The sequence below is a fragment of the Mesobacillus maritimus genome (assembly GCF_044803185.1).
GTDB lineage: Bacteria > Bacillota > Bacilli > Bacillales > Cytobacillaceae > Mesobacillus_B > Mesobacillus_B maritimus_B.
Map to the genome: position 1 here is coordinate 2,201,060 of NZ_CP085225.1, position 23,924 is coordinate 2,224,983.

Sequence of the window (23,924 nt, forward strand, 5' to 3'; positions counted from 1 at the left end):
ATGTAATCACATCTTCCCTCTTACTTTTACGGTTTTCTTCTCATTTTCTAGCTCGGATAAGTGTTTTGATAGCGATAACAACAAGGATGATGTAGCCAATCATAAGGGTATAGCCAATCAGGATAATGAGTAATGGTACGTAATCTGGAGTGTTTCCCGAATCGGTCGACATACCAGCCAAAAACAGTGGCATAATTGGTAACATTAACACACCTGGGCCTGAACCAACTAGTAGCAATGCTCCTGGCACAATGATAAACCATGGCCAAATGGGCATTTTACTCGGTGAGTTTTTATGATATTCCTGTGACTCTATTTGTTGTTCTGGTAAAAAAGGAATGCCATTGATTGGTTGATTAAAATTTCTTAAAGCTTGATAGGCTTTGACCATCCCCCAGACCGTCCCAATGATAGTAAAAACAGTAATTATGATAAAAATGTACATAAATAAACCAAGTTCCTCCGCTCTCCAAAAAGGAAGAAGGATTGTAAACAATAAGCCTGGTCCGGCTGAAACCCAAAAGATTGCACCACCAATTAAGACAAACCATGGCCATAATGGCTTTTGAGCTCCCATTCTATTTTCCCCTTTACCATTCTAGTAAAATTCCAATCACAATTATAATTCAGAGAATTGGAAAAAAGTACTGTTTTTTTACAAAAAATAGCCAATAATGACATTGCGGGATACCACCAAGTTTTTTTACCTTAAATAAAAGTGATAAAATAAAACTAAATTACCAGAAAACTGGCTGGTGTCAGGAACCTACAGATATCTACCAGATACAGGGAGTGTTGAGTTTTGAAATCGTTAATAGGGGAGTTGCAATCTATCTGTGAGCGGTTTCCGCTTGCGGAAAAAGTAATGATTGTAGATGAATATAGCATTGGAGAGCAAATCTTGGAGAGCTATACGAAACAGGAGCTTCACGCGATAAATTTGAACTATAAAACCGTGTTTAACCTTGCCTTGGAACAAGAAGAGCTTCATTCAAAGAAGCCAATCGAAGTAGTTGAACCCATTGTCGGAGCACAATTCATCTATCGGGTTCTCACGAAATTAAAGGAAGATGGGGCTTTAAGATATTTTCAGCATATGGAAATCAACTCGTCTTTTAGTCGTTCCATCTATCAGACCATACACACTTTGCGAATGGCAGGTTATTCTAGTGAGAATTTAAGTCCAACTCTTTTTTTGACGGAGGAAAAAGGGCTGGATATGCTTCAAATCCTCAACAACTATGAAAAACTTCTCCATAAGCATCAACATATCGATCAGGCTGAATTATTTCGGAGGGCAAGGCAACATGGGGTAACAACCTCAAAATCTTTGTTCATCCTCCAGTCCGATCTATCTTTAACTTATCTGGAAGAGCAGTTCTTACATAAACATCTACCAGAAGGAAGTCGTAAATTGCCGTTACACCCAGTATTCGGTATTCAGATTCCTGAGCGCACAAGCTTACGTTCCATCCGTTGGGGGGGACCTACTCCTCTCAGTTATGTGTATGATCAGGAATATGCAAAAGCATCAAGGGAATTATCGTTTTTTACAGCGAAAACAGAAGAAATAGAACTAAAACATATCTTGGGGCTAATCAAAAGGTCAGAAACAAAGCTGGATGAAAATGTAATATTTTATACCAGCGGTGACCCATATCATACACTTTTCTATCATTTATCTCAAAAAGACGATATTCCAATCACCTTTGGAGAAGGAATTCCGATTTCGTTTACACACCCAGGTCAATTTGTAAAAGGACTTTTGCAATGGGTCAAAGCAAATTATAGTGTATCCACATTCATTGATTTGCTTCACGGAGGGGTGCTGGAACTCGGAGAAGGGGCACCTTCTAAAATGAAAATCACCCGAATGCTGAGGGATGCCCAAATTGGCTGGAGTAAGGAACGGTATGTCTCACAATTGAATAGAAAAATTGAAGCACTACTAGTGAGAAAAGAAAAGCAAGATGACGAAGAAAAACGTACGTACTATGATGAACAAATTCAGCATCATAAGTGGGTTGTGGATTGGTTTAAAATCAGGATGAACAAGCTACCTGCATTAAAAGAAAAGATGAATGATAAGGCAACCCTTAAAGCCATTCATTATATGTTGGTCAACCATTGTAAAACCACTTCTGCTTTGGATGAATTTGCGAAAGCGTCCATGCTCGAGGAAATCGGTAAATTACTGCCATATGCGGACGAAAGCTATGGGCAACATCAACTTTTTGAAAAGCTAGAGGACTTGCTTTTATCTTTAAGGGTTCTTCGTTCCAATCCTAAACCCGGCCATCTTCACGTAACGTCCTATCATAAAGGACTGTATCATTCGAGAGAGAATGTCTATATTGTCGGCTTGGATAATCGAAAGTTTCCGGGGAGTTCTAATGAAGATCCGTTGCTCTTAGATGAGGAGCGGAAACGTCTCGGCAATCATCTCCCGTTGATGCAAAATAGTGGGCAGGAAAACCTTTATACCATGCTCCAGTTATTCGCTCAAAGTATAGGTTCTGTAACCGTCAGTTTTTGTCGCTTTGATGTAAACGAGAATCGTGTGGTGAGCCCGGCATATGTATTTTTACAAGGTTACCGGCTCGTCACAGGGAAGAAGGACGCAGAGTTTCAGGACCTCAAACAGCTGCCATCACCCCTTGCTCCAGAGGAGCTAGTGGATGAACGCGATTATTGGAGTGGCATGCTGATGGATTCTAAATCTGCAAATATAGATCGGAAATTAGTTTCCCATTTTGCCAACTTGTCTTTCGGAAATCATGCCGATCAAGCAAGATATGGAGCAGCGGAGTTTACTGAATATGATGGCTGGGTGGATATTGACCAAGAAACCTTCGATCCTCGTAAAAATAAAGAAAAAACGCTAACAGCGGGCAAGCTTGAAAGCCTTGCTGCCTGTCCGTACTCTTATTTTATTCAAGAGATTCTTGGTGTTCGTCCTATAGAAGAAATGGTGTATGACCCATACAGCTGGCTCGATCCTGCGACTCGTGGAAGTCTATTACACAGGATCTTTGAAATCAATTACCGTGAACAAAAGGAGAACGAGATAAAAGAGGATAAAGAAGTTTTCATTCTCCAAGTAGCGAAGGATCTAATTGATCAGCAGAAGGAGGTTCTTCCTCCCACGAATGACCGGGTATTTCAGCTTGAGGTTGCTGATCTCCTTGCTTGCTGTCGTATTTTCATTAAAGAAGAAGAACGGCATTTAGATTCTTATGAACCTGCTCACTTTGAGTATACCTTTGGGGTCGATGGGCACGAACCTGCTGAAATTCATTTACCTACAGGTGAGAGCATCATGCTTGCAGGAAAAATTGACCGTGTTGATAGAAAAACAGATGGAACGTACCATATCATTGATTATAAAACAGGCAGTACTTACAACTATGCAATGAACGAACCTTTTAAAGGTGGTCGGCAGCTGCAGCATTGGATTTATGCGTTGGCCATTGAAGAACACTTAAAATTAGAAGCTGGGATTGTTGAGGAAAGTGCGTATTATTTCCCAACTGTCAAAGGGTTAGGAGAACGCTATACTCGGAAACAGGACTCTGTAATCAGAACAAACGGCTTTGACATCCTTGAGCGTCTAATTGACGTGATTTCATCTGGGCAATTCACGATGACAGACGATCCAAATGACTGCAAGTTTTGTCAGTTAAAAGCGGTTTGTAGACGTCATTTTTACCATGATGATCATCTTAAAGTAAAACAAATGGACCAAAATCATGAGGGGTTACGCCGGTTTAAGGGGGTGCGTGCATATGACTAATACGGTAATTGACCAAGGTGCTCGCGAAAAAATTAAACATGAACTCAACACAAACTTCCTTGTAGAAGCAGGGGCGGGTTCAGGAAAAACAACCAGTCTTGTAGAGCGGATGGTGGAGCTGATTCGTACGGGCACTTGTCCGGTAGATCAAATGGTTGCCATCACTTTTACTAGGAAAGCCGCAGACGAGTTAAAGGTTCGTTTTCAAGCAAAGTTGGAAAAAAGTTGGAAAGAGGAAAGCGATGCAGATAAGAATTTTCGACTTGCATCTGCTCTGCAAAATATAGAACGCTGCTTTATTGGCACCGTTCACTCCTTTTGTGCAAAATTGCTCCGTGAAAGACCGATTGAGGCTGAACTTGATCTAGCTTTTACAGAGCTTGAAGATCAGGAAGACAAAGATTTACTTGAGGAAGCTTGGCAAGTCTATTTGCAAAATCTTCAAACCGAGCAGTCTCCTCTATTAGGGGAAATGGGTAAGCTTGGAATCACGGTCACAGATTTGTTTGCAAACCTTTGTGAACTTAGGGAATACCCAGACGTGGAATGGATTAAAGACGAGGTGTCCAAACCAGAATTGCTTTCGTCATACAACACTCTCATGCTAGTTATAAAAGAAGCAAAGCCCTCTATCCCGGAACAAGAGCCTGAAAAGGGGTACGATGCGTTACAAACGGCAATCATCACAGCTTTAAAGAAAGAACGTTTCCTTGATCCTTCTAATGATAAAGAAATTATCTCAGTCTTCGAGCTTTTTAATAAAAGCCTGAAACCAACGCTTAATCGTTGGCATACAAAAGAAGATGCTAAGTATTATGAAGAAAAAATCAAAGATGTGTTTGCTGAAAGCATTAAACCGCGTTTACAAGAGTGGCGTGAATATTGTCATCCCAAGGTGGTGGCTTTTTTACAGGAAGGGATGGCCGTATACAACCAATTGAAAAAAGAGCGCTCGCTCCTCAATTTTCAAGATTTGTTAATCACAACAGCAAACTTATTGAAGAAAAATGGAGAGGTTCGTCAGTATTTTCAAGCTAAGTATCAACGCCTTCTTGTCGATGAATTCCAGGATACGGACCCCATTCAAGCTGAGATCATGTTTTATTTGACGAATGAGGACTCAACAGAACAGGTTTGGAGCCAGTGTCAACCAAAAAAGGGTTCGCTATTTGTGGTGGGCGATCCTAAGCAGGCGATTTATCGTTTTCGTCGAGCAGACATCGACACCTATAACCGCGTAAAACAGCTTATGGAGGAACATGGTGGAGAAGTGCTGCAGTTAACGATGAACTTCCGAACGGTCAACTCTGTAACCGACGAACTAAATAAGGTTTTTCAACATCATTTACCAGAGGTCGATGACGTTTATCAAACTGCCTATCGTCCGCTTCATTCTTTTAAAAAAGAATCTGGTGATGATAAGGTAACGGGTTTAAAGAAGCTAACCATTCCAAGCAGTGTTTCCAAAAAGGACGATATGATAGACTATGATGCTGTACAAATTGCGGCTAGCATCAAACAGTTGCTTACCCAAGGCTTTCGCCCGCGTGATTTTATGGTTCTGACAAGATACAACGACGGAATTGCTACCTACTCTGAGAAAATAGAGGATATCGGCATCCCAGTCAGTATTAGTGGGGAAGTCCTCATCGGAGAAATGAGGAGTTTTCAGGAATTAAGTATTCTCCTGCAAACTTTTGTAGACCCAACCGATGAAGTAAGCCTCCTTGCGACTCTACGGGGAAGTTTTTTTGGAATCAGTGATAATGAGCTTTATCAATGGAAGGTAAATGGTGGCAGGTGGTCAATCTATAGTGATATCCCAGATTCCCTACCTAGTCCGTTAATAAATAAGTTTGAACTTGTTTTCACTAAACTTAAGCTGTATCAAAAATGGGTGATGTCCTTTGCTCCAACTGTGGCGATTGAAAAAATCATTGAGGATGTAGGATTTTATCTTCTACTTCTGCAGCATAGTGGAAATAAACGGACCTATAAGAGCTTGCTGCAAATTTTAGAAGCTCTTCGTAATCATGAAAGAGAAGGACAAACAACGTATAAACAATCCTTTCAATTATTAACTGAAATGATCTTTGAAAAAACGACGGTGTTGAATATTGAAGAAGAAGCTGATGCCGTTAGGGTCATGAATATTCATAAAGCAAAAGGGCTTGAGGCGAGAGTGGTTTTCCTTGCTCATCCTGCCAAGCTAGTTGATCAAGAATCTTTTTTAACAAGACATATTAAACGGAAAGAAGATTCATCAAAAGGGTATTTTTCATTTACTGTTAAAAAGGGATTTCAGCGAAAAAATATTGCATTTCCACTAAATTGGGCTGAATTAAAACTCGAGGAGCTAGCTTATTTAACTGCGGAGGAGCTGCGGATTCTTTATGTCGCAGCAACTCGTCCAGAGCAGGCCTTAGTGATTAGTTCTAGCGCCAAAGGGAATAAAAACAATCCGTGGAGTAGGTTGCTCGAGCTTCCTGACATCGAAGAATTTCCTTTAGAAAAAGTCGAGGAGGAAGAGGCATTCGAGCCGCAAGGGGAAGTCACTTTAGAGGAATATCAGAATCGGGAGAAGTTGCTGTGGCTTGAGGAACGAAAAGAAAAGTCCTTTGACTATTGGTCCCCAACAAAGGATAAAAATTACGCTAATGTTGTGACCATTGAACGCGAATCAGGGGGAGGAAAAGACTGGGGAACCATCATACACGATGTGTTTGAAAAGGTGGTCAAGGGTCAGAATGTTACCAATTATATCCCAACCTTGTTAAGCAAATACGATGTACCTTTAGAAAAAGAAGCGGAAGTGTACAAGGCTATTGAGTTACTAAAACAGTCTGATGTTTGGGAAGAGCTATTAGTGGCTGAACAGGTATTAACGGAGGTTCCCTTTATGTTGAAGGTTTCCAAAGAACATCCACTTTATCCTTTCGTCTCTAAATCAGAGGAAGCCAGCCAACCTTACTTCGTAAAAGGCGTAATCGATCTAGTCTATAAAAAGGACGATGCTTGGAAAATTGTTGACTATAAAACTGATCACCCAAAAGAAGCTGAACACTACAAAGACCTACGAGAATTTTACAAGGGGCAGATTCTCTTCTATAAAAATGCTTGGGAATTTTTGACTGGAGAAAGAGTCTTAAGTGAGAACCTATTCTTTGTAAATGAGAGGTCAGTTTGAGGAACCCTTCACAATTGTAAGATTGAGAGCACGATAGGACCCTAACCATTTGACCTACAGCCCATTCAACGGACAAATATCCCACATACCGTAATAGAAGGTAAGAATTATTATGGGAGAGGGAGTTGAGCGAATTTGCAAAATCAGTATAATATGCAGGGGCTTAGACAGTGGGGGCACCACGGAGGCCACCACGGAGGACATCACGGAGGACATCATGGAGGACATCACGGAGGACATCATGGAGGCCACCACGGAGGACATCATGGAGGATATGGTGGGGCACCGTTTGTAGGAGGCCTATTAGGTGGACTTACTTCGGGTGCATTAGGGGCTGCAGCAGGAAATCCTTACTCTGCTCCATATTTGAACCCGTATTACCCTCCATATTCTCCTTATGGCGGTGGCTACCCATATTACTAAAGGAAGCGGACGAACAAGTTATACCTTGCCAACCTTGCACTTGGTGCGAATAGGGAATAACAGAAATTCGGTGTCAATTCGGCACCGAATTTTTTTAGTAATCTGTTTACATGCTCGGAAAAAGGTAAAGAATTTAAACGAGGTGAATGTTATGGTTTTTCTGATTATTGCCGGGAGTATCATCACTCCATTGCTGATGTTTGGTTTACGAACCTATTGGGAGCAATCGAGGCTGTTTTTAAACTTGCTAGCTATTATCTGTGTCCTATTATTTGGGATTATTGCAGCTCTAGCAATTCTTGAGATTATTAAAGATAATACGGTATTTATGACAAATATCCATGGTCTATTTTTAAATCCTGTCTTTTTACTAACAAGTGCATATATAGGAGTGTATATCCTCTATCGATTGGTTGTCTTGACGTTTGATGAAACAGTTAAAAAAGAAAGGTAGTGAAGTTCCATTCTTTAGGAGTAGGGCTTTTTTATTTTGAATTAAATTACCCTTTTCAACTCGCCCCAGTATTATTTGCATTCTGATTTAAACTGCATGATTTAAACATGTTTTATTCCTATATTTATGAATTTCCTAAATTTAAATGGAGGATGAATAGGTTTGGTTAAACACATGATAAAGAAGGATTTTGAGAAGAAAGGGGGAAGCACAATGAGAGCTAATTTAGGAGTTCATGAAACAGTGGAATTACATGAGTTATTGGTTTTTAAAAATACATGCCTAACAAAAGCGAATACCCTTAGCGGACTCGCCCAAGATGAAGCGTTAAAAACGATTTTAGATGCTGATTTAACAGCAACAAAAAAGGAAGTCCAAGACATACAGGGCTTTCTATCTTAAAAGGAGGAACGATTATGGATGGACAACAGAGTAATCAAATGACTGATCAAGCGATTGCGACAGAATGTTTACTGTCTGCAAAGTCGGCAATTATTGGATATGCTGCCGCCATTACTGAAACGGCAACCCCTGAATTAAAACAAACCTTACAAGATCATCTTAATCGAGCGATTTATACCCATGAGCAACTTAGCAATTACATGATTGAAAACGGTTATTATCATCCACATGACGTAAACGAACAGATTAAAGTGGATTTGAAAGCGACCCAAACCGTACTAGGAATGACACAATAAACAAAAGAGAGGAGGGAAATCGTTATGGTAACTCAATACATGGGTATTCACGAAAGCTTAGATCTCCATGAAATTCTGATGTTTAAAAATTTATGCCTGACAAAATCAACGACGATGAGTGCTTTGGTTCAGGATGAGGAACTTAAACAAATCTTATCGGATGATGCGAACAAAACCACAAAGCAGATTAACCGTCTACAGCAATTTATTACCGAGAGGGGGGCACAACAGTGAATCAGTTCATGCAAAATATGGCGGGAATGGGCGGCATGACGAACCAAGTCATTGCTACTGATTTTTTATTCGCCACTAAGTCTGATATAAAAATGCTTGCGATGGCAATTGCTGAATCCTCAACCCCGGAAGTTAGGGAAACCTTAACTCAGTATTTAAACGACTCTATCGATAAGCATCAAAGAATCACCGATTATATGGTTTCAAATGGTTTTTATTATCCAAATGATCTAGGGAAACAGCTTAGCATCGATTTGCAAGCTGCACAAACCGCGACAAACTTAGGACAGAATCAGAATCAGAACCAAGGGCAGAACCAAGGGCAGAACCAGAATCAAGGACAAAATCAATACCAAGGCCAAGGTCAAACTGACGACCAACTAAATTTTATGCAATAAAATGATTCTTATTGAAGCTAACAATAAAGGACAGAAATAAACAGAGGGAGTGTAGCATATGCCATTCGGCGCACATGAAACCATGGAAGTCCATGAAGTACTAGCAGAAAAAAAGAATATGATTAGCCATTTTAATCTATATGCCATGCAAACGAAAAATCCAGAGCTGAAAAATATGATTATGCGGCACCAACAAGAAGAAATCAAATCCTATGATACGATTGTCACATATACACATGATTATACTCATTTTAATCCTATCTCCCCAAATACGAGTGTGAGCAACATCAAACCCGATCAAATTCAATACGGTCTTGATAATCCATCTATGCTTGCCCCGGAAACAAATGTGACTCTAAATGATTATGAAGTGGCCTCGGCGATGCTTTTATGTCATAAAAATGCAGCAGCAAATGGGGTAAAAGCAGCTTTAGAAATAGCGGATCCAAATCTTCGCCAAATGCTTACCAATAGTGCGATGAACTGTGTTAACCAGGCGTATGAAGTATTTTTATTTATGAATCAACAAGGCTTATACCAAGTACCAACAATAAAGGATCATACTGCGAAAACATACTTACACAGCTATCAACCTTCTAGTGAAGGATTGAAAGCTCAATACACCATGCAAGCTGGTCAAAATCAGGGTCAAGACAATCCAATGAAGGCTTATATGCAACAGCCGACAACTCAGGCGCCTACGGGTTATATGAATGCTTCTACTCCAGCGCAAAATTATCCACCTTCAGGACAAATGGGAGGAGCTCAAGGTCATAACTTTGGAGCTATGGGAGGTATGTCAGCTGGCGGTACGATGGGACAGCAGCACAATATGAATCCCTCCGGGCAGCAAACAAAATCCTACGGACAAAGTGGGAATATGAATGTGCCTCCTGGGTACCAACCAAATATGAACTCCTATCAAGGGAATCAAAAATTTAATCATTAAAAAAAGGGTGCCCCGAGTGAACAACTAGGGGCATTCTCACATTCATAGATTTTTTTTCTGTTTTATTATAAATAGGGGTTAATATCAAGAGCATGGAAAGGAGTCGATGACAGCATTTTAATTAAGTGGTATAATCATGCAATAGAAAAGGGCTCTAAAGCTAAGTAAATCAGAGGTGCAGTGATGTTTACCATTCCAAGGAAATTAATAAATGAAAACAATAAGGAATACTCCTACCGGGTAATAAAAGGTGCGATAATGAGTTTAGAACTAAAACCTGGTCAGGCGATAAGTGAAATAGAAGTTGCTGAAGCATTGCAGATTTCGCGGACACCAATAAGGGAAGTAATGGCCAAACTGAGAGAAGAAAACTTGGTCGAGGTTCGCCCCCAAATTGGTACTTACGTGACTAAGATCGATCCACGATTAATAGAGGAAGCTGCTTTTATGCGTTATACTCTTGAAAGAGAAGTGTTAAAGCTGTCGTGCGAAGATTTTTCAGTAGAATACCTATTTGAGTTAAAAAAAATCGTCTCGTTGCAAGAACGGATGAGTGAGGCAGAAGGGAATGCGTTGGAATTTCATGAGTTAGATAATCAATTTCATCGTACCATCTTCCAAGGGAACCAGAAGGAAAATGTCTGGAAAGCCATTATTAGATTAAGTACCCACTATAATCGGATAAGACTTTTATCCGAAATCGAACATCGATATGATTTGGCCATCGAGCAGCATAAGGAAATCATTAAAATTATTGAATCTAAGCAGGTCAACAAAGTTGATGAATTTGTCCGAAATCACATATTAGAACCAACCAAGAATTGGGAAGTTTTATACGCTAAAGACAGCCCTTATACGGATTATTTTGATTATACCCATAAAATGCCAGTGTTCTAAAATTGAATACTGGCATTTTATCTGTTTTAGATACGAAATTCTTTCACACGACTGTCCTTTATAGGATATCAACATGGTGGCTAAAAAGGATTGCTGTAATTAGAATGATAATCGTTATACTGACAAAAAGAATAGACATCTTTTGAGATGTTTTTGCCCGGTCGACATCCTTCCATTTCACTGGTCGAATGCCACTTAAGGAAAAGACAATAATCGCAGCTAAAATGACTGAACTGATATTTCCGACCAATAAAAGTCCCGACCCATAAGCCTCTTGCCACAACCCTTCACCTAGTGACATCCCAAGGACAACCGTCGGTGGTAACAATGCCACTGCGACCATCACGCCAACAAGTGCGTCAGGTAGACGACTGATAATGGATAAAGCACCTGCCGTACCAGATGCTAAGGCTAGAACAATATCAGATAAATTGACATGAGTCCTTGATGCAAATTCGGTATTATCAAGTGGGACTGGGAGAAAGAACGAGCAGAAGATGGCGATGCCAATTCCAATGGCAATCGCATATAAAAGCGTAATCGACGAATGGCGGATGAGGGAAAAGTCCCCCAAAATAGATGAAAAAGCAATCGAAATCACTGGACCAAGCATCGGTGCAATTACCATCGCCCCGATAATCACCGCCTCACTATCTTTTATAAACCCAATTGTAACCACTATGGCCGAGAGAATGACCAACAAGGTATAGTTAAGAGTAATCCGACTAGATTTCTCAATCGCACCCAATAATTCATGGCGGCTAGCTCTTTGAATTTTAGTGGTATCTTCCTTTTCCTCTTGTTTTATCTTTTCTTTCTCTTCATCGGTTAATCTGGTTAAATAGCTTTGTACCGGAAACAGTAGCACCTCAAAGCCATCCACCACATTTGAAACATTTTCTAAATAGTTTAGGACTTCTTCCGTGTTTTTGGTTTCAACAAGGACACGGATTAATTTGCGCTCTTCTGACTCCCTGGAGACCCAATAGGAGACAAGGGGGAATTTATGTAAGGACTCGGTCACTTTTTCAAAATATTTTTCAGGGATGTAAGCTTCAACAAGTTGTAAATCCACAAATCCAACTCCCCATTTAGATACTTGATTTATAGCTTTTCCATTCTTTGGATTGGTTAAAATAAAGTAGTAAAAGAAATTAAAAGGAGAGCACCCTCTATTAAGTTTTCGGTTCTCCCCTATAAAGGACCAACTTGGAGCATCAAAAAGGAGGATTGTGTCCATGAGGAGTGCTCTCAAGGACACTTTGAGCACGAAAAAGGAGGATTTTGTCCATGAAGAGTGCTCTCAAGGACACTTTGAGCATCAAGAATGAGAAATTTGTCCATGAAGAGTGCTCTCAAGGACACTTTTAGCATCAAGAATGAGAAATTTGTCCATGAAGAGTGCTCTCAAGGACACTTTTAGCATCAAGAATGAGAAATTTGTCCATGAAGAGTGCTCTCAAGGACACTTTGAGCATCAAGAAGGAGAAATTTGTCCATGAAGAGTGCTCTCAAGGACACTTTTAGCATCAAGAAGGAGAAATTTGTCCATGAAGAGTGCTCTCAAGGACACTTTTAGCATCAAGAAGGAGAAATTTGTCCATGAAGAGTGCTCTCAAGGACACTTTGAGCATCCAAACGGAGAAAAGTGTCCATGACAAGTGCTCTCAAGGACACTTTTAGCATCAAGAAGGAGAAATTTGTCCATGAAGAGTGCTCTCAAGGACACTTTGAGCATCCAAACGGAGAAATTTGTCCATGACGAGTGCTCTCAAGGACAATTAATGCCAAGCAATATATGTTGACCTTAAGCACATATACCAGATAGACTAAACGGACTCCGAATGCAAAATACAAAAAGACTTAGTTCTAATAAATTGAACCAAGTCTTATCGCTTTTTATTTTCAAAATAAGTAGGGAGTGCGCGTATTATATTCGCTTAGATAACCATTTCTGATTGCACGTAATGGTATAACAGCTTTGCTGTGTTTTCGATGGAATCTTGATGTGTTCTTTCAAAGGCATGGGAAGAGTCGATTCCTGGGCCGACAAGGCCGTGCACGATATCATGTCCTGCCCGAATCGCTGCAGAAGCATCTGAGCCATAGAAAGGATAGACATCCAGTTTGTAGCCAATGTCGTTCGCCTTTGCTAGCTGTACAAGTCTTTTTCTTAGTTCATAATGGTAAGGTCCACTCGCATCTTTTACACAAATGGAAACCGTGTATTCGTCCGTAGATTGACCATCGCCCATTGCTCCCATATCAACAGCTAAATATTCAACCGTTTCCGGAGGAATATTCGAATTCCCACCATAGCCAATCTCCTCATTATTCGAAATAAGGAAATGAGTGGTATAAGGTAACTCTATATTGTCTATTTTCACTTGCTTGATCAGTTGAAGCAAAATCGCCACACTTGCTTTATCATCGAGATGGCGGGATTTAATAAAGCCAGAAGGGGTGAGTTGAACTCGTGGATCAAAGGAAATAAAATCCCCAACCTCAATCCCTAGTGCCTTAACATCTTCCGCATTATGTACTTTTTCATCTAAGCGAATTTCCATATTATCCTGATTGCGTTCGGCCTTCCCGGCATCCTTATAAACATGGACAGATGTTTGGTGCATTAAAATCGTACCGGTGAATTTCTTCCCTGCAGAAGTTTCAATTTCGCAATATTCGCCTTCTATTGAGTTATATTTAAATCCACCTATTAAATCTAGCTTCAAGCGACCGCTAGATTTTATTTCTTTTACAATTGCCCCAAGAGTATCAACATGCGCTGTCAACATTCTATGGTTCTGGTCATCTTTACCAGGTATGGTTGCAATTAACGCCCCTTTGCGGTTCCTACGGGTATCCACATTGAGTTCCTTTAGGAAATTCTCAACAAATGTAATGACTTCATTGGTGTTTCCAGAAGGACTTGAAATGCTTACCAATTCCTTTAATAAATCGACTGTCTCTTTTGTGTCTGGATAAGTCAAAGTAAAACTCCTTTCTATGTAAAACGAATTCCATTCTTATTATAATGGTTTCTCGGCATAGAAGATAATCAAAAGGACTCAATTTTCATCAATAACACTAGTTCATTTGTACTTATTTCGCCCCTCGAAATTTGTCTAAAGGATAGGTCGGTATCTCTATTTATCTTATTCGAACATTAGCTATAGAATAATAGATAAGAGATTTCTTTTACTAGAAATCAATAAAAGATGGAGGTAATGTGGATGAGTATGAAAAAGAAGGTTCTATCTATTTCTTTATCCGGTTTAATGGCGTTTGGGGCGGTGACAGCGGTGGGTCTACCTGCAAGTGCTGTTGGGAATGGCCCGAATGTTGGCGGATCAATCCAAACATCAATTCTACATACATATGAAAGCATGGTAGATTATCTAAAAGTCCAAGAGGCAAAGCAGGAAGCTTTAGACCTAGAGGTCATTGGTCAAACGGTTAAGGGCCGTGATATTTATATGGCTAAATACATCTCCAACCCAGAGAATCCAACGATTTTATTTTTAACACAACAGCATGGTAACGAGCAGTTAACAACCGAAGGAGCACTTGAATTTATCAAACACCTTGGCACAGGAAAAACAAAAGGCGTACTAGATAACGTGAATGTACTCGTAGTTCCAATGTTAAATGCCGATGGTGCAATGGGAGATGTTAACTTCTCACTTGAAGACTACCTAGCAGACGGAGACCGTCACCTAACCCGTTATAATGCAAATGGTGTAGATATTAACCGTGAGCATGCTAAAGCAACAGAGGATATGGTACCTGAAGCAAAAGTCTTACATGAAAATGTGTTCCAAAAATATGAAATCGATTACATGATCGACCTCCATCACCAAGGAACGAGAAGTGCAACGGATGGAGAGCTAGTATCCGGCTCAATTCTTTATCCAACAAATTCAAATGTTGATCCAGACGTGCTTGAAGGTTCAAAAAAGCTAGGCTCTATCGTTTATAATACCCTTGAACCGACTGGCTGGGGACATATTGGCAAATATGCCGGTGGAACTGGTGAAAATATTGGCCGTAATGGTGCTGCTGTCCGCTATGACATTTCAACCCTTCTATTTGAAATGCGCGGAATGTCTGATCACTCATATGAGTCCTATGCTCTTGGGCAAAAGAGCAATGGTTATTTGATTAAACAAACAATCACAACATTGGATGCAGCAGTGAGGGCTATTGCCGATGGTTCGATTGAAACTGCAGATACAAGTTTCTGGGATACTCTTCCTGAACAAAAAAACTTGCCTTCTGAAGAATAGAATAATGATAAACGAGGAATTCCCGGTTTAAACCTTTGGTTTAAACCGGGAATTTTTTGCATTCTCATAAAATTGTAGGGATGTTACCCTTTTAGACGTATATTCGTAAAATTATTTTAAGATTATTTATCAGAAAATTCACATTTTTATCAGGCCCCACTAATATATATCTAAAGTAAACAAGCATAAAGGGACTTTTACTAGGAAGAACGATAATCGATGTAGTTTGTATCAACATCAAATCCACCTAGGGATTCAATCATATAGCTTTAAAGGGAGGTTGTTTTCGTAAAGATTGTTGTTAAAATTGTAAAAATCTTAAAGCCGATTTTTACTACCTAGTGCCGATTTTAACGTAAGAACAGCTAGTTATTTTGTTTTATTTATGTTTGCAAGCTCTTTTCTCATAATTGAAGTTTCTTGCTGGTCATTATTAACTCAATCAATTGTTTTGTTAAATAACAGAGTTTGAGAAAAGAGCCTAATCAGGGAGGGAAGCATATGCTGCATATTGTTGCCTGTATTAAGCAGGTACCTGACACGAAAATCATTAAGATGAACCCAAAAACAAACACGATGGATCGAAGAACAGCCCCAGCGATTTTGAATCCTTATGATGCTCATGCGGTCGAAGAGGCTGTCAGGCTGAGGGAGAAATATGGAGGCACCGTTTCCGTTGTCACGATGGGACCACCTCCTGCGGTGAAGGCCATTAAGAAATGTATTGAAATCGGAGCGGACGAAGGATATTTAATCACGGACCGTCGTTTTGCTGGCGCAGATACATTGGCCACAAGTTACGCTGTAACCAAAGCCATTGAAAAAATCTCAAAAATAAAACCTGTGGATCTGATTATATGCGGGAAGATGACAATTGACGGCGATACCGGACAGGTAGGACCAGGGATTGCTAGAAGACTTGATATCCCGCCGCTTACATCTGTAAACAAAGTGGTCGAGGTGAATCGAGAGGAAGGCAAGGCGATAGTTCATCGAAAGCTAGAAGACGGGCATGAGGTCGTCCAATCGAGTCTACCTTGTTTGTTGTCGGTTGAAAAAACCATAAATGAAGTCCCATATTCCCCTTTTCCAAACATGCTGAAAGCAGCCCGATACGAGCCTCATATTTGGTCGGTCGATGATTTGGAGGATGTCGATATTAAGCAGCTAGGATTGAAAGGTTCCCCAACAATCGTTTCGAAGGTATGGGCTCCACCGAAACCAGAAGGAGGAGAGATTTTAGAAGGAAACCCGCAAGACCAGGTTGAAAAATTACTAGAAGTTCTTCTCGAAAAGAAAGAATTGTTTCAGGCAAAGGAGGGTGTGTAATGGATTTTAAAGATTATCAGGGAGTTTGGGTCTTTATTGAAGAAAAGGATGGTGAGATTCCCTCCGTTTCATTGGAATTACTAGGTGCTGGCAGAAAGCTCGCTGACAAACGCGGAGTCGAATTGGCCGGTATTTTAATCGGTGAGAACATTAAACCATTAGCGCAAACAGTGTTCGAATATGGAGCAGATGCGGTCTATGTTTATAATCAGCCTATTTTTAAGCATTACCGGACCGAATCGTTTATGAAGGCTTTGTTAGATTGTTCGAATAAACATAAACCCGAGATTATCCTGTTCGGAGCGACCTCAACAGGAAAGGACCTAGCGAGTGCGGTTGCGACCGATTTACCTACAGGGTTAACCGCTGATACGACAGAGTTAGACGTCGAGGAAGAAACAGGCTTGTTATTGGCCAGTCGTCCTGCCTTTGGCGGCAATATCATGGCCACGATTTTATGTAAAAAATACCGGCCGCAAATGGCCACTGTCCGTGCAAAAGTGATGAAAGCGTTGCCTCCTCAATCTGGTCGAAGCGGGAAGATCATCGAAGAAAGCATATCGTTAAAAGAAGAAGACATTCGCACAAAAGTGCTTGAAATTGTGAAGGAAACGACAAAGAAGGTTCGGATCGATGAGGCGGATATAATCGTTGCTGGTGGGAAAGGTTTGGGAAGTCCTGAAGGCTTTCAGCTTGTTCACCAGCTAGCAGACACGCTTGGTGGTGCTGTCGGTGGTAGCCGTGACGTCGTTGAAGCAGGTTGGATTGAGCATCCTCATCAGGTTGGGCAAACCGGGGTAACAGTTACTCCGAAGATTTATATTGCAATTGGCATTTCAGGGGCGATTCAACATATTGTCGGCATGAAAAATTCCGGGTTAATTATTGCCATCAATAAAGACAATGAAGCACCTATTTTTGATGCCTGCCATTATGGCATTGTTGGCGACGCCTTTGAAATTGTCCCGATGTTAATCGAACAATTTAAAAAGGCCTTAACTAGAGAGGAGGTTAGTCATGTCAGAGAAGTTTGATTGTATCGTCGTCGGGGCAGGACCAGCGGGGATTTCTTGTGCGCATGAATTAGCAAAAGGCGGAGCAAAAGTGTTACTTCTTGAAAGGGGGGAGTATCCGGGGTCAAAAAACGTCATGGGGGGCGTCCTTTATCGAAAAATGATGGAGGACATTGTTCCCGAGTTTTATAAAGAAGCTCCATTAGAACGTCCGGTTGTCGAGCAACGGTTCATGATGATGGATAAGGAGTCTGCTGTTACATTCGGGTACAAAGGAATGGAGTGGGCTAAGGAGCCTTACAACAATTTTACGGTGTTACGAGCGAAATTTGACCAATGGTTTGCGAGTAAAGCTGTAGAGCAAGGTGCGGTGTTGGTCAATGAAACGGTTGTTTTAGAGTGTATCGTTGAAGATGGGAAAGTTGTTGGAGTTAAGACGGACCGACCAAACGGGGAGGTCTATGCCGATGTTGTGGTTTTAGCGGATGGCGTCAACTCGCTATTGGCCCAATCACTTGGCTTCCATAAAGAGTACCAGCCAGATGAAGTGGCCTTAGCGACGATGGAGGTTCTAAAGCTTGATAAAAAAATCATTGAGGATCGCTTCAATCTAGAAGAAAACCAAGGATGTACGATTGAATTGTTTGGGGACGCCACGAAAGGAATCTTGGGGACAGGATTCCTCTATACCAATAAAGACTCGCTAAGCATCGGCGTCGGGACCCTTCTCTCTGGATTAATTAAGCATAAAATCAAACCCTATGAACTCCTAGAATACGTAAAAAACCACCCGATGATTCGACCTTATATTCAGGGAAGTGAGTCCCAAGAATATTTGGCGCATTTAATCCCTGAGGGTGGCTTCAAATCAATGGGAAGGATTGTTGGCAACGGGGTAATTGTCATCGGAGATGCTTCCCAATTGGTGAACGCGATCCATCGTGAAGGCTCAAATCTGGCAATGACTTCGGGTCGATACGCAGCAGAAACGATACTGTTAGCAAAGCAAGCAGGGGATTTCTCTGAAAATATGTTGGATACGTATCGGATGAGATTGATGTCTGGGTTTGTTGGTCAAGATATGCAGAAATATAAGGATTCTACACATCACTTTAATAAATTCCCGCAATACTTTGACGAATACATTCCGATGTTAAACAAAGCAGCTAGCCAAATGTTTACCGTTGATGGGATGTCAAAATGGGAGAAACAAAAGAAAATCTGGAGTGATTTAGGTTCTGGGAAAGAAAAAATGAAACTCGCTCGAGATATGTATCGAGCCTGGAAGGTGATTAAATGATGAGTGAACAGAAAAAAGGTCAGTCTATCGAAGAAAAGCAATACCTTGTTCGCTTTAACGCTGATACGAAATCTCATCTTCATGTAAAAGACGAAGACATTTGTTTAACAAGCTGTCCAGATAAAATTTGTACCATCTTTTGCCCGGCAGAAATTTATAAATGGGAAGATATAAGAATGCATGTAGGCTATGAAGGGTGTCACGAGTGCGGAAGTTGCAGAATCGGATGTCCGCATCAAAATATTAAATGGGAGTACCCAAAGGGCGGTCACGGGATTGTTTTTAGATTAGGATAATGATAGTAGAGATGGAGGGCTAGCTAATGGAGCAGTCCTTCTTTTTTATCCAAGGAGAGGGGAGTAAAGAAAATCTATTATGTACATTTTTCACATAGGAGGCTAAAAAGGAAGAAAACGCAGATACTAGCTTTTTTCTATTTATTTTCATAAATTGTAAATAGTTGGTCTTGCCTTGCCAGCGTTTCAATTTTCCGCATAAGATCGCATGCTTCGTCAAAGGTACGAACAAAGGGAGACTTGAAGAATGCTAGCTTACAATTAAAATGACCTGTTTCACTGGACGGGAAAACAACGACTCGCCACTGAAAGTTTTCTGTAGTCAGTTCACAACCTTCTAAACCAATTAACCAATGTGTGCTTTCGTGGACGTCAGCATATTTAGCTTCTTGTTGAATGGAAAACCGATCATGTTCGCAGATGTGAAACGGTTGCTTTTGATAAAACTCCCGGTAATTTAGGGTTTCTGTCATACGCATCACTCCTTATGTTTTATTTGATTCTTAAAGCGTGGAGACTAGTGCAAGGGTGTTGTAGTATTTAAGTATAGAGTTGCTTCTTTCATTATATGCAGGAGAGAATAAAAAGAGTTTCTATTTTTGTAAAATTTAGAAAAATGGGTGTGCCACTTTTACAGCAAATAGTAGTGTTTTTCAACACGCTTCGTGAGTTTTATTTTACTTGAGAAAAGTTTCTTCTTGGACATAGAATTCGTATCTTAACCAAATCTGAATTATAATGTGGATGTTCGTCACGAATAATATTTCCCTCTAATAGCTCATACAGGGGGAGAATAGACTACATAGACTACATAGACTACATAGACAAGGAGTTCCTTATGAATCCGAAAACTAAGTGGAATAGGAAATATCTGGAGCGTATAACTATAAAAGAAGAAGAACCAAAGGCAAATGCTCGATTAAAGAATGTGTCTGCTTCACTAAAAGGAGGGAACGCACTCGACCTCGCTTGTGGTCTTGGTGGAAATAGCTTGTTTTTAGCACAATTAAACTATGAGGTGCTGGCATTAGATGTGTCTGATGTGGCAGTTGACTTTATCCGTGAAAGAGCGATTAATCAGCAGCTTTCTATTAAGCCAATTGTATGTGACCTTACTGACATCACTAATCTTTCCTTGGAAAAGAATTCTTTTGATTTAGTTGTTATCACTTATTATTTAGACAGAGCTATTTTTCCGTTTGTAAAAAAAATTGTGAGTGACCATGGTTATTTTTTTATGGAAACCTTTTATCATTCTCCAAAGGTGGGGAACAATGGAGTGTCCAATAAATACAAACTAGAGCCCCAGGAATTGTTAGGTGAGTTTGGGAATTGGAAGGTGCTCTTTTATGAGGAAGACGAAGAAGAGGGCAGACAAACAATCTTTTGTCAGAAGCAAGTCACTGATTAACAGGAGAGAGAAGACTGGGGAATGAAGATGATTAGGGAGAGTGATTATGAAGAAATTTTGTGGTCTTCTCATTGTCATGTTGCTAATCGTGCTTACGGCGTGTTCATCTACTGAGCAAAATAGTTCGAACGAAAACGTTTCTGTTGAAAAGAACGATTGGAAGGCTGGAGACCAGGGAACGGAAGAGCAAAAGCCGGAAGAAGAGAAACCTATTCAAGTGGATAAAGGTCTTTTGAACGTGGAAGTCACATTGCCAGCTTCCTTGTTTCTGGGGGAGGATTTAGATCGAGTCATTGCTGAAGCGAAAGAAGCAGGGGTAGGAGAAGTAAGCAAAAACAGTGATGGGTCCATTACTTATAAAATGTCTAAATCTAAGCACAAAGAAATGATGGTGCAGATGGAGAAGGACCTTATAAGTTCAATAGAAGAAATGAAAAACAATGCAGACCTAGTCTCCGTACAAGATATTCATCATAATCAGTCCTTTTCAGAGTTTACCTTGGTTGTAAATAAAAAAATCTATGAAAATAGTTTTGATGGATTTGTAGTCTTTGGGTTAGGAATTTCGGGAATGTTTTATGGAATTCTTAATGGAGTTGAGCCTGGTGAAAATAAAATTACCATCTTTGTAAAAGATGAGGCCACCCAAGAGGTTTTTGAAGAAGTTGTTTACCCAGATGATTTAGAGGAGATATCTAACTAAAGCTTTTATATCGAATAAGTAGTAAGCACCCATGAACGGAGCATGGGTGCTCATTGCCGATTATCGAAGAATCCATCCTCTTATCAGAATAACACTCTTTGACAAACTAGTTATTTTCTTCTTCTTAATCCTCTTTGTTGAACCATAATGGATCATTGTCATCGACATCGCCATTATAATTGATAAGAATTTCTTCTCCAGCCTTAATATCTTTGTAGGCAAAAAAGTCAAAGGTATGGTTCGCAAAATTAATATCGTAAGTAGCATTCGGTTCATAAGAATGATTAAATAACATGCCATAGCCTAAAAGCATAGCTGTATGGTTAATCCCATATTCAAATGCATAATCAGCCAGCAGCGTTTTTTCTATGTGAACATGTTCGTCATTTGGGTAAGCAATGACGGGAGCTTCGTGAATCAGTTCCCCTTTTTTGATATCACGTGTTGCGAACACGCCTCTATTGAACTCTCCATCGCTAAGTTTCGAAGATTTTACTTCAATCATGTGCGTCACCTACTCAATCTATAAATGAAATCTTTCCTTCGTACAGTTTGACAGGAGTTTTTCAGGAAAGCAACTCTTATTTTAGAATACAATTATTCGTTGTTAAAATATGGGGTTCGTTTTCGGACGTCATTGATTTATCGGAATACTATGAAAGTCGTTGGTTTATCCTTATTTCTTCTATGTTACAATCAAAAAGGCTGTTTTCGTAAAGATGTTTGTTAAAATTGTAAAAATCTTAAAACCGATTTTACTACCTAAAGCCGATTTTAACGCAAGATAAGCTATTTTGTACGTTATAGTAAGTTTGCAAGCTCTTTTCTCATAATTAAAATGCTATGTTATAGAGAAACAAAGCATTATCAATCCTATTTTGTATCTAAAAGCAACAAAGTTTGAGAAAAGAGCCATCAAAAAGGATAGAGAAGGAGGGGGAAAGGTGAAGGAGCGGCTTTTATGGGCAGGGATTCTGTTGATTCTCCTTAGTTGGATTGGGAATTATTCTTATTTTCAATCAAAGCAACTTGAACAACCGATTTTTTTGGATCACTTTTATGAAGGTTTTCTTGGCGAGGAGAGATCCTTTACTTTTTATTATTTAACCAATAAGGTAGACCCTGCTGAAGTCACCCATGTACAGATTGATGGAGCCCACATGGTGAATGTTATTGATGATGGTCAAGGATTTGGTTTTTGGCAGGATTCGTCTGTACCTAGTTTTGTTCAGGAGTTCCGTCATTATTATTTAAAATCTGCGACCCTACAGTTTAATAAAGAGTTTGTGCAGCTTAATGAGCTTGAACCTAGCCTTTCTTTTGAGACCATGGAAGTGTTTTTTAACAATCAATCGTCGATGATTGCGGATGTTGGCAAAGTAAGCTTATATCAGGACGATATGTCACTAAATGTTTTTGATTCTCGAATGTCCTCAGGCAGTAATCAACATCGAAGTGAAGAAGCGATGGTAACGAGAGAGCCTATCACAATTGAAGACGTTTCAATCCCATTTCCTGAAGAGATAGCAGGCGAAGTAGCAGTCAAGGTAGATCTTGACCAGGATAGGCTTAAGGAACTTGAAACTGTTCGACATGGTGGCGAAATTCCTGCATGGTTTGATGAAAATCGAGACCGGGAGTGGGAAGAAATCCCAGGGGTTTCGATTGAGGAAAACGAGCTTTTTCCAGTAACGCTCAATACGAATGAATGGATGCACTTGTATATGTATTTTAATCCAGAGCGTACTAGTTATTACGAGTTTGGGATTCACATCAAAGGGCAAACTGAAAATGGTGAAAACTTTGAACAAATCGCACCAATTATTGACCACCCGTACTTAGAACAGCAAGATATTGATCAACTCATTGCTGAGAAAGAAGGTGGACAGTAATGTTGTATGAAGGGTTCCGTAAAATTTTCTGGGGTTTTATTCTTGTTTTTCTAGAGATTCATCTGCTGATTATTGATATCCTACCAGACCCAATTGGCTATTATCTTATATTCTCAGGGATTAATCTATTAAACAAACATTATGGTGTTAGCAGCAAAGGAAAAGGTTTTGCTCTCGGACTTGTAATACTTTAGCTTCCTACTCTGTTTATTCAAAATCACGGTGTTGTGCAAATGTCAGGAGCGGCCATTTATCTTAGCTTAATCGGGATATTAAATCTAGTGTTGGCCTTCTATATTTTTCAGTTAATGGTTTCTATTGCAACAAAAAGGGAAGATGATTATTTACTTAAACGGACGACAACTACCTTTAGATTTTATATGGTGTTGATGTTTCTGTTTACGTTTCTTGAATCTTTTTCCATCAACATGACGACATCAATCATGTCGGGTTTTATTCTATTCTCCGCCCTTATTGGTCTCGTCATGAATATTCTTTTTTTGGTTCTGTTGTCAAAGTTCAGTAAACTTCCTGATGATGGGAATGATCCAACCGACAGCAATGAACCTGCTGACAAATCGGCAAACAGTTAGCGCGACGTACAGTAAAGTGTTTGTGTGTGAACAAAAGCCCCTTCTTTTAAAATGGAAGGGGCTTTTTT

The 23,924-nt window shown here is 40.0% G+C and carries 25 protein-coding genes; 20 read left to right on the forward strand and 5 right to left on the reverse strand.

Annotation, left to right across the window (positions count from 1 at the left end; all coding sequences use genetic code 11):
* Positions 1–40 precede the first annotated feature (40 nt).
* The gene (locus tag LG336_RS10435; RefSeq protein ID WP_404332485.1) at positions 41–577 is read right to left on the reverse strand and encodes a hypothetical protein; all 537 of its coding nucleotides are present in this window, start codon (positions 575–577) and stop codon (positions 41–43) included.
* A 225-nt stretch (positions 578–802) separates the two neighbouring features.
* On the opposite strand from LG336_RS10435, the gene LG336_RS10440 reads away from it, so the two are divergent.
* The 10 genes from LG336_RS10440 to LG336_RS10485 all read left to right on the forward strand — a co-directional run bounded on the left by LG336_RS10440 (position 803) and on the right by LG336_RS10485 (position 11,033).
* Positions 803–3,793, forward strand: a complete 2,991-nt coding sequence (locus LG336_RS10440) for a PD-(D/E)XK nuclease family protein (protein WP_404332486.1) — start codon at positions 803–805, stop codon at positions 3,791–3,793.
* A complete protein-coding gene (locus tag LG336_RS10445; protein WP_404332487.1) occupies positions 3,786–6,980 on the forward strand; it encodes a UvrD-helicase domain-containing protein in 3,195 nt (1,064 codons plus the stop codon). The genes LG336_RS10440 and LG336_RS10445 overlap by 8 nt, the downstream gene beginning before the upstream one ends.
* Positions 6,981–7,115: 135 nt before the next feature.
* Positions 7,116–7,403, forward strand: a complete 288-nt coding sequence (locus LG336_RS10450; RefSeq protein WP_404332488.1) for a hypothetical protein — start codon at positions 7,116–7,118, stop codon at positions 7,401–7,403.
* Positions 7,404–7,554: 151 nt separating this feature from the next.
* On the forward strand, positions 7,555–7,857 hold the full coding sequence (locus tag LG336_RS10455) for a transposase (protein WP_404332489.1): 303 nt from the start codon (positions 7,555–7,557) through the stop codon (positions 7,855–7,857).
* Between the two features lie 213 nt (positions 7,858–8,070).
* Positions 8,071–8,259 carry a hypothetical protein gene (locus LG336_RS10460; RefSeq protein ID WP_404332490.1) on the forward strand — a complete coding sequence of 63 codons (189 nt, stop codon included), beginning with the start codon at positions 8,071–8,073 and terminating at the stop codon, positions 8,257–8,259.
* A 14-nt stretch (positions 8,260–8,273) separates the two neighbouring features.
* A complete protein-coding gene (locus LG336_RS10465) occupies positions 8,274–8,555 on the forward strand; it encodes a spore coat protein (protein ID WP_404332491.1) in 282 nt (93 codons plus the stop codon).
* A gap of 24 nt (positions 8,556–8,579) precedes the next feature.
* A complete protein-coding gene (locus tag LG336_RS10470; protein WP_404332492.1) occupies positions 8,580–8,789 on the forward strand; it encodes a hypothetical protein in 210 nt (69 codons plus the stop codon).
* On the forward strand, positions 8,786–9,187 hold the full coding sequence (locus LG336_RS10475; RefSeq protein WP_404332493.1) for a spore coat protein: 402 nt from the start codon (positions 8,786–8,788) through the stop codon (positions 9,185–9,187). Before LG336_RS10470 ends, LG336_RS10475 begins: the two co-directional genes overlap by 4 nt.
* Before the next feature lie 58 nt (positions 9,188–9,245).
* Positions 9,246–10,136, forward strand: coding sequence for a spore coat protein (locus LG336_RS10480; RefSeq protein WP_404332494.1), 891 nt, complete (start codon positions 9,246–9,248; stop codon positions 10,134–10,136).
* Between the two features lie 258 nt (positions 10,137–10,394).
* A complete protein-coding gene (locus LG336_RS10485; protein WP_404332495.1) occupies positions 10,395–11,033 on the forward strand; it encodes a GntR family transcriptional regulator in 639 nt (212 codons plus the stop codon).
* Between the two features lie 58 nt (positions 11,034–11,091).
* Here LG336_RS10485 and LG336_RS10490 read toward each other — a convergent pair whose 3' ends face one another.
* Positions 11,092–12,108, reverse strand: coding sequence for a TIGR00341 family protein (locus LG336_RS10490; RefSeq protein ID WP_404332496.1), 1,017 nt, complete (start codon positions 12,106–12,108; stop codon positions 11,092–11,094).
* An 865-nt stretch (positions 12,109–12,973) separates the two neighbouring features.
* A complete protein-coding gene (locus LG336_RS10495; RefSeq protein ID WP_404332497.1) occupies positions 12,974–14,023 on the reverse strand; it encodes a M42 family metallopeptidase in 1,050 nt (349 codons plus the stop codon).
* A 249-nt stretch (positions 14,024–14,272) separates the two neighbouring features.
* Here LG336_RS10495 and LG336_RS10500 point away from each other — a divergent pair, with 249 nt between their 5' ends.
* From LG336_RS10500 to LG336_RS10520, 5 genes are all read left to right on the forward strand, one after another.
* Positions 14,273–15,319 carry a M14 family zinc carboxypeptidase gene (locus tag LG336_RS10500; protein ID WP_404333133.1) on the forward strand — a complete coding sequence of 349 codons (1,047 nt, stop codon included), beginning with the start codon at positions 14,273–14,275 and terminating at the stop codon, positions 15,317–15,319.
* A 501-nt stretch (positions 15,320–15,820) separates the two neighbouring features.
* The gene (locus LG336_RS10505; RefSeq protein ID WP_404332498.1) at positions 15,821–16,648 is read left to right on the forward strand and encodes an electron transfer flavoprotein subunit beta/FixA family protein; all 828 of its coding nucleotides are present in this window, start codon (positions 15,821–15,823) and stop codon (positions 16,646–16,648) included.
* On the forward strand, positions 16,648–17,682 hold the full coding sequence (locus LG336_RS10510) for an electron transfer flavoprotein subunit alpha/FixB family protein (RefSeq protein WP_404332499.1): 1,035 nt from the start codon (positions 16,648–16,650) through the stop codon (positions 17,680–17,682). Before LG336_RS10505 ends, LG336_RS10510 begins: the two co-directional genes overlap by 1 nt.
* Positions 17,666–18,961, forward strand: a complete 1,296-nt coding sequence (locus tag LG336_RS10515; protein ID WP_404332500.1) for an FAD-dependent oxidoreductase — start codon at positions 17,666–17,668, stop codon at positions 18,959–18,961. Before LG336_RS10510 ends, LG336_RS10515 begins: the two co-directional genes overlap by 17 nt.
* Positions 18,961–19,257, forward strand: a complete 297-nt coding sequence (locus LG336_RS10520) for a ferredoxin family protein (protein WP_404333134.1) — start codon at positions 18,961–18,963, stop codon at positions 19,255–19,257. Before LG336_RS10515 ends, LG336_RS10520 begins: the two co-directional genes overlap by 1 nt.
* Before the next feature lie 137 nt (positions 19,258–19,394).
* Here the strand turns inward: LG336_RS10520 and LG336_RS10525 are convergent, their stop codons facing one another.
* Positions 19,395–19,730, reverse strand: a complete 336-nt coding sequence (locus LG336_RS10525; RefSeq protein ID WP_404332501.1) for a hypothetical protein — start codon at positions 19,728–19,730, stop codon at positions 19,395–19,397.
* 365 nt (positions 19,731–20,095) lie between these two features.
* On the opposite strand from LG336_RS10525, the gene LG336_RS10530 reads away from it, so the two are divergent.
* Together LG336_RS10530 and LG336_RS10535 are read left to right on the forward strand one after the other, a co-directional pair.
* Entirely contained in the window at positions 20,096–20,668 is a 573-nt protein-coding gene (locus LG336_RS10530; protein ID WP_404332502.1) for a class I SAM-dependent methyltransferase, read from the forward strand.
* Positions 20,669–20,714: 46 nt separating this feature from the next.
* The gene (locus LG336_RS10535) at positions 20,715–21,371 is read left to right on the forward strand and encodes a hypothetical protein (RefSeq protein ID WP_404332503.1); all 657 of its coding nucleotides are present in this window, start codon (positions 20,715–20,717) and stop codon (positions 21,369–21,371) included.
* A 124-nt stretch (positions 21,372–21,495) separates the two neighbouring features.
* Here the strand turns inward: LG336_RS10535 and LG336_RS10540 are convergent, their stop codons facing one another.
* Entirely contained in the window at positions 21,496–21,876 is a 381-nt protein-coding gene (locus LG336_RS10540) for an SET domain-containing protein (RefSeq protein ID WP_404332504.1), read from the reverse strand.
* 439 nt (positions 21,877–22,315) lie between these two features.
* On the opposite strand from LG336_RS10540, the gene LG336_RS10545 reads away from it, so the two are divergent.
* Genes LG336_RS10545 through LG336_RS10555 form a run of 3 tightly spaced genes read left to right on the forward strand, consistent with a single transcriptional unit; the run spans position 22,316 to position 23,856 of the window.
* On the forward strand, positions 22,316–23,263 hold the full coding sequence (locus LG336_RS10545; protein WP_404332505.1) for a hypothetical protein: 948 nt from the start codon (positions 22,316–22,318) through the stop codon (positions 23,261–23,263).
* Positions 23,263–23,457 carry a hypothetical protein gene (locus LG336_RS10550; RefSeq protein WP_404332506.1) on the forward strand — a complete coding sequence of 65 codons (195 nt, stop codon included), beginning with the start codon at positions 23,263–23,265 and terminating at the stop codon, positions 23,455–23,457. Before LG336_RS10545 ends, LG336_RS10550 begins: the two co-directional genes overlap by 1 nt.
* A gap of 39 nt (positions 23,458–23,496) precedes the next feature.
* The gene (locus LG336_RS10555) at positions 23,497–23,856 is read left to right on the forward strand and encodes a hypothetical protein (RefSeq protein WP_404332507.1); all 360 of its coding nucleotides are present in this window, start codon (positions 23,497–23,499) and stop codon (positions 23,854–23,856) included.
* Positions 23,857–23,924 lie beyond the last annotated feature (68 nt).